The organism is Paraburkholderia sediminicola (assembly GCF_046027825.1).
Lineage (GTDB): Bacteria > Pseudomonadota > Gammaproteobacteria > Burkholderiales > Burkholderiaceae > Paraburkholderia > Paraburkholderia sediminicola_D.
Window position 1 is genome coordinate 72880 of the sequence record NZ_JAQQDU010000037.1, and the last position, 6975, is coordinate 79854.

At 61.3% G+C, this 6975-nt stretch carries 6 protein-coding genes; 5 read left to right on the forward strand and 1 reads right to left on the reverse strand.

Annotated features, from left to right (window positions below):
• The first annotated feature begins 15 nt into the window (after window positions 1-15).
• From ilvC to PQQ96_RS20955, 4 genes are all read left to right on the forward strand, one after another.
• A complete protein-coding gene (gene ilvC / locus PQQ96_RS20940; RefSeq protein WP_025496089.1) occupies window positions 16-1032 on the forward strand; it encodes a ketol-acid reductoisomerase in 1017 nt (338 codons plus the stop codon).
• A 134-nt stretch (window positions 1033-1166) separates the two neighbouring features.
• A complete protein-coding gene (locus PQQ96_RS20945; protein WP_408295926.1) occupies window positions 1167-1805 on the forward strand; it encodes a phosphatidylserine decarboxylase in 639 nt (212 codons plus the stop codon).
• Between the two features lie 24 nt (window positions 1806-1829).
• A complete protein-coding gene (gene pssA, locus PQQ96_RS20950) occupies window positions 1830-2699 on the forward strand; it encodes a CDP-diacylglycerol--serine O-phosphatidyltransferase (RefSeq protein WP_408295929.1) in 870 nt (289 codons plus the stop codon).
• Window positions 2700-3062: 363 nt separating this feature from the next.
• The gene (locus PQQ96_RS20955; protein WP_201075133.1) at window positions 3063-4610 is read left to right on the forward strand and encodes a 2-isopropylmalate synthase; all 1548 of its coding nucleotides are present in this window, start codon (window positions 3063-3065) and stop codon (window positions 4608-4610) included.
• Between the two features lie 252 nt (window positions 4611-4862).
• Here the strand turns inward: PQQ96_RS20955 and PQQ96_RS20960 are convergent, their stop codons facing one another.
• Window positions 4863-5426, reverse strand: a complete 564-nt coding sequence (locus PQQ96_RS20960; protein WP_408295932.1) for a hypothetical protein — start codon at window positions 5424-5426, stop codon at window positions 4863-4865.
• A gap of 187 nt (window positions 5427-5613) precedes the next feature.
• Between PQQ96_RS20960 and PQQ96_RS20965 the strand changes: the two genes are divergently transcribed.
• Window positions 5614-6933, forward strand: coding sequence for a branched-chain amino acid ABC transporter substrate-binding protein (locus PQQ96_RS20965; RefSeq protein WP_408295937.1), 1320 nt, complete (start codon window positions 5614-5616; stop codon window positions 6931-6933).
• Window positions 6934-6975: the final 42 nt, after the last annotated feature.

Below are 6975 nucleotides of genomic sequence, written 5' to 3' on the forward strand. Positions count from 1 at the left end.
AGCCAAGGAACCGACATGAAAGTTTTCTACGACAAGGACGCCGACCTCTCCCTCATCAAGGGCAAGCAAGTCACCATCATCGGCTATGGCTCGCAAGGCCATGCTCACGCGCTGAACCTGAAGGAAAGCGGCGTGAACATCACGGTCGGTCTGCGCAAGGGCGGCGCATCGTGGAGCAAGGCTGAGAACGCCGGCCTGCAAGTCAAGGAAGTGGCGGAAGCCGTCAAGGGCGCAGACGTCGTCATGATGCTGCTGCCGGACGAGCAGATCGCTGACGTCTACGCAAAGGAAGTGCACGCCAACATCAAGCAAGGCGCAGCACTGGCCTTTGCACACGGCTTCAACGTGCACTACGGTCAAGTGATCCCGCGTGCCGACCTGGACGTGATCATGATCGCGCCGAAGGCGCCGGGCCACACGGTTCGCGGTACGTACTCGCAAGGTGGCGGCGTGCCCCACCTGATCGCCGTTGCGCAAGACAAGTCGGGCGCAGCACGTGACATCGCTTTGTCGTACGCAGCAGCGAACGGCGGCGGCCGTGCCGGCATTATCGAAACGAACTTCCGCGAAGAAACGGAAACCGACCTGTTCGGCGAACAAGCCGTGCTGTGCGGCGGTACGGTCGACCTGATCAAGGCCGGCTTCGAAACGCTGGTGGAAGCGGGCTACGCGCCGGAAATGGCGTACTTCGAGTGCCTGCACGAACTGAAGCTGATCGTCGACCTGATCTACGAAGGCGGCATCGCGAACATGAACTACTCGATCTCGAACAACGCCGAATACGGCGAGTACGTGACGGGTCCGCGTATCGTGACGGCTGAGACGAAGAAGGCGATGAAGGCCGTGCTGACGGACATTCAGACCGGCGAGTACGCAAAGAGCTTCATCATCGAAAACAAGGCCGGCGCTCCGACGCTGCAATCGCGCCGCCGTCTGACGGCCGAGCACCAGATCGAAACGGTTGGTGCCAAGCTGCGTTCGATGATGCCGTGGATCGCTGCGAACAAGCTGGTCGACCAGTCGAAGAACTAAGAGGCCCGCTTTATAGCCTCTGACCGGCGCGGCGCATCGTCGCGGCCGCCGGTAATGCAAAAAGCCGTCCAAGGGTGCTGAACCCTGGGCGGCTTTTGCTATCCTACGGTTTTACAAAAATACTGAAGCCATCCATGAATTACCCTCATCCGATCATCGCGCGAGAAGGCTGGCCGTTCATCGCCATCGCAGCCGTCGTAGCATTACTGGTTCACTTCTTCGTCGGGTTCGGCTTGTCATGGCTGTTCTGGCTCCTGCTGATCTTCGTCGTGCAGTTCTTCCGCGATCCGGCGCGTCCTATCCCCACGCAGGCGAACGCCGTGCTGTGCCCGGCCGACGGCCGTATCGTCGCAGTCGAAACTGCGCATGATCCGTATGCGAATCGTGAAGCGCTGAAGATCAGCGTGTTCATGAACGTCTTCAATGTCCACTCGCAACGTTCGCCGGTGGATGGCGCGATTTCCAAGGTCGAATATTTCCCGGGCGCGTATCTGAATGCCGCGGTGGACAAGGCTTCGACCGAAAACGAGCGCAATGCGCTGGTGATCGAAATGGCTGGCGGCCAGACCGTGACGTCGGTGCAGATCGCCGGTTTGATCGCACGGCGCATTCTTTGCTACGTTCGTGCGGGTGAGCCGCTCACGCGTGGCCAGCGTTATGGATTTATTCGTTTTGGCTCGCGTGTCGACGTGTATCTGCCGGTTGGCAGCCGTCCCCGTGTGTCGATCGGTGAGAAGGTTTCCGCGTCGTCCACGATTCTCGCTGAACTATAAAGCGGCACCAAGGAGGTTTTCCGAATGGCCGCATTCAAACCGCGTCGACCCCGCAACAGCGGACAGCTCCCGCGTCCGTTCCGCCGTAACAAGCCGATCGTGGCGGAGTCGCCGGCAGTCGATAGCCGGCGCGCTCAGCGTCAGCAGTTTCTGAGGAAGCGCGGCATTTATCTGCTGCCGAACGCGTTTACCACCGCCGCGCTCTTTTGCGGCTTCTTCGCCGTGGTGCAGGCGATGAACGTGCGCTTCGAAATCGCGGCGATCGCGATTTTCGTGGCAATGGTGCTGGACGGTATGGACGGCCGGGTTGCCCGCATGACGCATACGCAAAGCGCGTTCGGCGAACAGTTTGACAGCCTGTCGGACATGGTGTCGTTCGGCGTGGCGCCGGCGCTCGTGATGTACGAGTGGATCCTGAAGGATCTCGGCCGCTGGGGCTGGCTCGCGGCGTTTGTCTACTGTTCGGGGGCGGCGTTGCGTCTCGCGCGCTTCAACACGAACATCGGCGTGGTCGACAAGCGTTTCTTCCAGGGCATGCCCAGTCCGGCTGCCGCTGCGCTGATCGCCGGTTTCGTGTGGCTCGCCACCGATAACCGCGTGCCGCTCAAGCTGGTGTGGCTGCCGTGGGTCGCTTTCGTGCTGACCATCTACGCCGGTGTGACGATGGTGTCGAACGCGCCGTTCTACAGCGGCAAGGCGCTCGACGTGCGGCACCGCGTGCCGTTCGGCGTGATTCTGCTGGTGGTGGTGGCGTTCGTGCTGGTGTCGTCCGATCCGCCGCTGATGCTGTTCGGCCTGTTCGTGCTATACGGTCTGTCGGGCTATGTGTTCTGGGGCTACCAGGCGCTGCGGGGCAGGGCGAATCCGGCTCGATCGGTGGCGCGGGACAGATAATTGCGCACCGCCTTTGCATGGCAATGACACAGAAAACGGCAGCCTTCCCAGGCTGCCGTTTTTCGTTTGCGGAGCCCGTCCGGCGGCGCGCGGCGGGCAGGTCTGACGCCAATTGCACGGCGATGGGAATGCCGCTATAGTCGTTGGATGAATGCGTTCAGGTTCCCATTTGAGCTGCGGCGCGAGCCTCAACAAGCTGGTGCGCCGCAGGTGCGCTAGTGCTGGCACATCTAGCGCGCTGATCGCTTATCGTTTCTGCCCTCCGTCCGCCTCGTCTATGGTTTAGCGTCGCCAGCGGTGGCGCAAACACCCGAATTCAAATATCCAATGCCCACAATTGAACGACTCCCCAGGAGACCCGACATGGCCGACAAACTGATCATATTCGACACCACGCTGCGTGACGGCGAGCAATCGCCCGGCGCGTCGATGACGAAGGAAGAAAAAATCCGTATCGCGAAGCAACTCGAACGGATGAAGGTGGACGTGATCGAAGCGGGCTTTGCGGCCAGCTCGAATGGCGACTTCGATTCGATCCACACGATCGCGGGCCTGATCAAGGACAGCACGATCTGCTCGCTGGCCCGTGCGAACGACAAGGACATTCAACGCGCTGCTGACGCACTCAAGCCGGCCGATCATTTCCGCATCCACACGTTCATCGCAACGTCGCCGCTGCATATGGAAAAGAAGCTGCGCATGACGCCGGATCAGGTGTTCGAACAGGCAAAGCTGGCGGTGCGCTTTGCTCGCAAGTTCACGGACGACGTGGAGTTCTCGCCGGAAGACGGCAGCCGGTCGGACATGGATTTCCTGTGCCGTGTGCTGGAAGCGGTCATCGCCGAAGGCGCGACCACCATCAACATCGCAGATACGGTCGGCTATGGCGTGCCCGAGTTGTACGGCCAGCTCGTGAAGACGCTGCGTGAGCGTATTCCGAACTCGCACAAGGCGGTGTTCTCGGTGCATTGCCATAACGACCTCGGCATGGCGGTGGCGAACTCGCTGGCCGGTGTGAAGATTGGCGGCGCGCGTCAGGTCGAGTGCACGATCAACGGTCTCGGTGAGCGCGCGGGGAACACGTCGCTCGAAGAAATCGTGATGGCGGTGAAGACCCGCAAAGATTATTTCGGCCTCGATGTCGGTCTCGATACCACGCAAATCGTGCCGGCTTCGAAACTGGTGTCGCAGATCACCGGTTTCGTCGTGCAGCCGAACAAGGCGGTAGTCGGTGCGAACGCATTTGCGCACGCATCCGGCATTCACCAGGACGGTGTGCTGAAAGCGCGCGACACGTACGAAATCATGCGTGCCGAAGATGTGGGCTGGAGCGCGAACAAGATCGTGCTTGGTAAGTTGTCGGGCCGCAATGCGTTCAAGCAGCGTCTGCAGGAACTGGGTATCGCGCTCGATAGCGAAGGCGAGTTGAATACCGCGTTCGCGCGCTTCAAGGAACTGGCCGACCGCAAGTCGGAAATCTTCGACGAAGACATCATCGCGATCGTCACCGAAGAATCGGCTGAGGCGCAGGAAAAGGAGCACTACAAGTTCCTGTCGCTGTCGCAGCATTCGGAAACTGGCGAGCAGCCGCACGCGAAGATCGTGTTCTCGGTCGAAGGCAAGGAGGTGACCGGGGAAGCACGCGGCAACGGTCCGGTGGATGCCACGCTCAATGCGATCGAAACGGAAGTGGGGAGCGGTTCGGAATTGCTGTTGTACTCGGTGAACGCCATTACAACCGGTACGCAGGCGCAAGGTGAAGTGACCGTGCGGCTGTCCAGGAGTGGGCGCATCGTCAACGGTGTGGGCACCGATCCGGATATCGTCGCCGCTTCCGCGAAGGCGTATATCTCGGCGCTGAACAAGCTGCATTCGAACTTCGATAAGTTGAATCCGCAACGTTCGGAATGACGGAGGAGCAGGGCGCTGCTGGCGCGCCTGCTGAACCAGATTGACGCGAAGCCCCGTGCCCTGAAAAGCACGGGGCTTCGTGTTTTTGCGGCTCACGTTTTACGCGCTGCGTGCGCTCAAGCTAATCTGCGGCCGTGCGGCGTATCGACCAATCGCGCGCGAAACAAAACTCGCCGATATGCGCCGTAAATAAAAAAAGCCGCCTGAAGAGGCGGCTTCGTCAATCCATGCGCAATGGGTTCGAGCGGATACTCAGAACAGGCTGCGGCGATCCGGATCGTGCAGCGGATCAGGTGTTTTCTGCGTGAGTCGCACAATGCCCTGATCGTCGAAATAAAAGCTGTACATCATGTACCAGACATTGTCTTCCAGATAGCGATACGTCCAGACCTCGCGTTTCATCAGCGGGAAGTATGACGTTTCGACCGGGCGGCCAAAGTTCACCAGCACGTCGCTCTTCGTCCACTTGCCGATTTCAGCCCGGTAGAACTCGTTGGGCTGAAGCACCTGGCGCACGGTGACGATCTTGCCGGATGCGTCGATGTCGGCGGCGGTGGTGGTTTCGCCCATCGGCTGGGTAGGCCACATCAGCCGTTTGCCGCCGTTGGGCAGGTCGTAGCTTTCACGCGGCGCGCCGAGGCGGGCGATGATGGTCGATTCGTCCGCGCCCTGGCTGTACTGCTGCCATGGCTGCACGCAGCCGGCGAGCGTAGCCGCGAGCGCGAGCGTGTTCAGGCAGACGAGCGCGGCGCGGCGCAGGCGTACTGCGGGCGGTGCTTCGATCGAGGCCGTCGTGGATGGGTGGCGGTTGAACATGAATTCCTCCGATGGCATTTGAGTAGCGGTTTTTATCATCGAGACGCATTATTTTGACACGGGCGGCAGCAAAAGATTGGCGCTTCGTACAAGGCGTCGCTGGAAGCACAGTAACGGATTCGCCGGCTTGCTTATTCCGTCTGGAACGCCCTATGATCCGCGCTTCGACGAATCAAGCGGGGCAATGATGATGGCGAAGTGGCAACGGGCAGGAGCAGCGGCAGTCGTTGCGCTGGCGGCGATTTCGATGGCTGCGGCGGCTTGCGCCGCGGGAGAAATGGCGTCTGGTCCGGCAAGCAAGCCGGTGGCTCAGCCCACGGGTACGCCGATCCAGTTGGCGCTGATCGAAGGCATGTCCGGCCCATTCGCGAACGCGGGCGCGGCGGTGGAGCGCAATCTGCGCTTCGGTGTCGAACAGGTGAATGCGCAAGGCGGCGTGAAGCTTGCTGACGGCGCACATCCGCTCGAGCTCGTTGTGCTCGACAGCAAGGGCAGTGCCGAGGAGGCGCTGGTGCAACTGCGCGCCGCCGCGGACCGGCACATTGGTTACATCATGCAAGGCAACAGCTCGGCGGTGGCGGCCGCGCTGATCGGCGCGATCGACAAGCAGAACAGCCGCGAGCCGGGCAACCGCGAACTGTTCCTCAATTATTCCGCCGACGATCCCGCGCTGACCAACGCCAATTGCAGTTTCTGGCACTTCCGCTTCGACGCGCACGCGGGCATGCGCATGGATGCGCTGGTCGATGTGATCCAGCGCGACAAGGCGGTGAAGAAGGTTTATCTGCTGAACCAGGACTATAGCTTCGGCCATGACGTCAGCAGTCTCGCGCGTTCGACGCTGGCGACAAAGCGTCCGGATATCGCGGTCGTCGGCGACGAATTTCATCCGATTGGCCGCGTGAAGGACTTCGCGCCGTACATCGCCAAGATCCGCGCGAGCGGCGCGGACGCGGTTATTACCGGCAACTGGGGCAACGATCTGACGCTACTCGTCAAGGCTGCGCGAGAGCAGGGCCTGGACACCCGGTTTTATACCTTCTACGGCAATAGCCTTGGCGCGCCCGCCGCGTTGGGCGATGCCGGCGTCAAACACGTGATCGCAGTGGCCGACTGGCACCCGAACGCCGGCGGCACGGCCTCCGACGCCTGGTATGCGGCGTTTCGAGCCCGTTTCCCGGCCGCGCAGGACGATTACCCGGTGCTGCGCATGCCGTTGATGATCGAAACCCTGGCTGCGGCGATGAACCGCGTCGGCAGTGCCGATCCGACGGCCGTCGCCCGGGCTTTGGAGGGCATCAAGTTCGACAACGGCTTCCACGCCTCGTGGATGCGGGCCGATGACCACCAGCTGATCCAGCCCCTTTACGTGATGGAAATGGACAAGGCCGGCACGCCAGGCGTTAAGTTCGACAACGAAGGCTCAGGCTACGGTTTCCGCACGGTGCTGGCTTTGCCGCCCGAGCGTACGGTGCCGCCGACCGTGTGCAAGATGAAACGGCCGTAAAGCCGGCCCCGGGCAAACATAGGTCGCCCACTATCCCCGGCC

Bases quoted from the DNA above. Each gene is read 5' to 3' on its own strand.
- ilvC (WP_025496089.1), top strand. From the start codon at position 16: ATGAAAGTTTTCTACGACAAGGACGCCGACCTCTCCCTCATCAAGGGC.
- PQQ96_RS20965 (WP_408295937.1), top strand. From the start codon at position 5,614: ATGATGGCGAAGTGGCAACGGGCAGGAGCAGCGGCAGTCGTTGCGCTG.
- PQQ96_RS20945 (WP_408295926.1), top strand. From the start codon at position 1,167: ATGAATTACCCTCATCCGATCATCGCGCGAGAAGGCTGGCCGTTCATC.
- pssA (WP_408295929.1), top strand. From the start codon at position 1,830: ATGGCCGCATTCAAACCGCGTCGACCCCGCAACAGCGGACAGCTCCCG.
- PQQ96_RS20955 (WP_201075133.1), top strand. From the start codon at position 3,063: ATGGCCGACAAACTGATCATATTCGACACCACGCTGCGTGACGGCGAG.
- PQQ96_RS20960 (WP_408295932.1), bottom strand. From the start codon at position 5,426: ATGTTCAACCGCCACCCATCCACGACGGCCTCGATCGAAGCACCGCCC.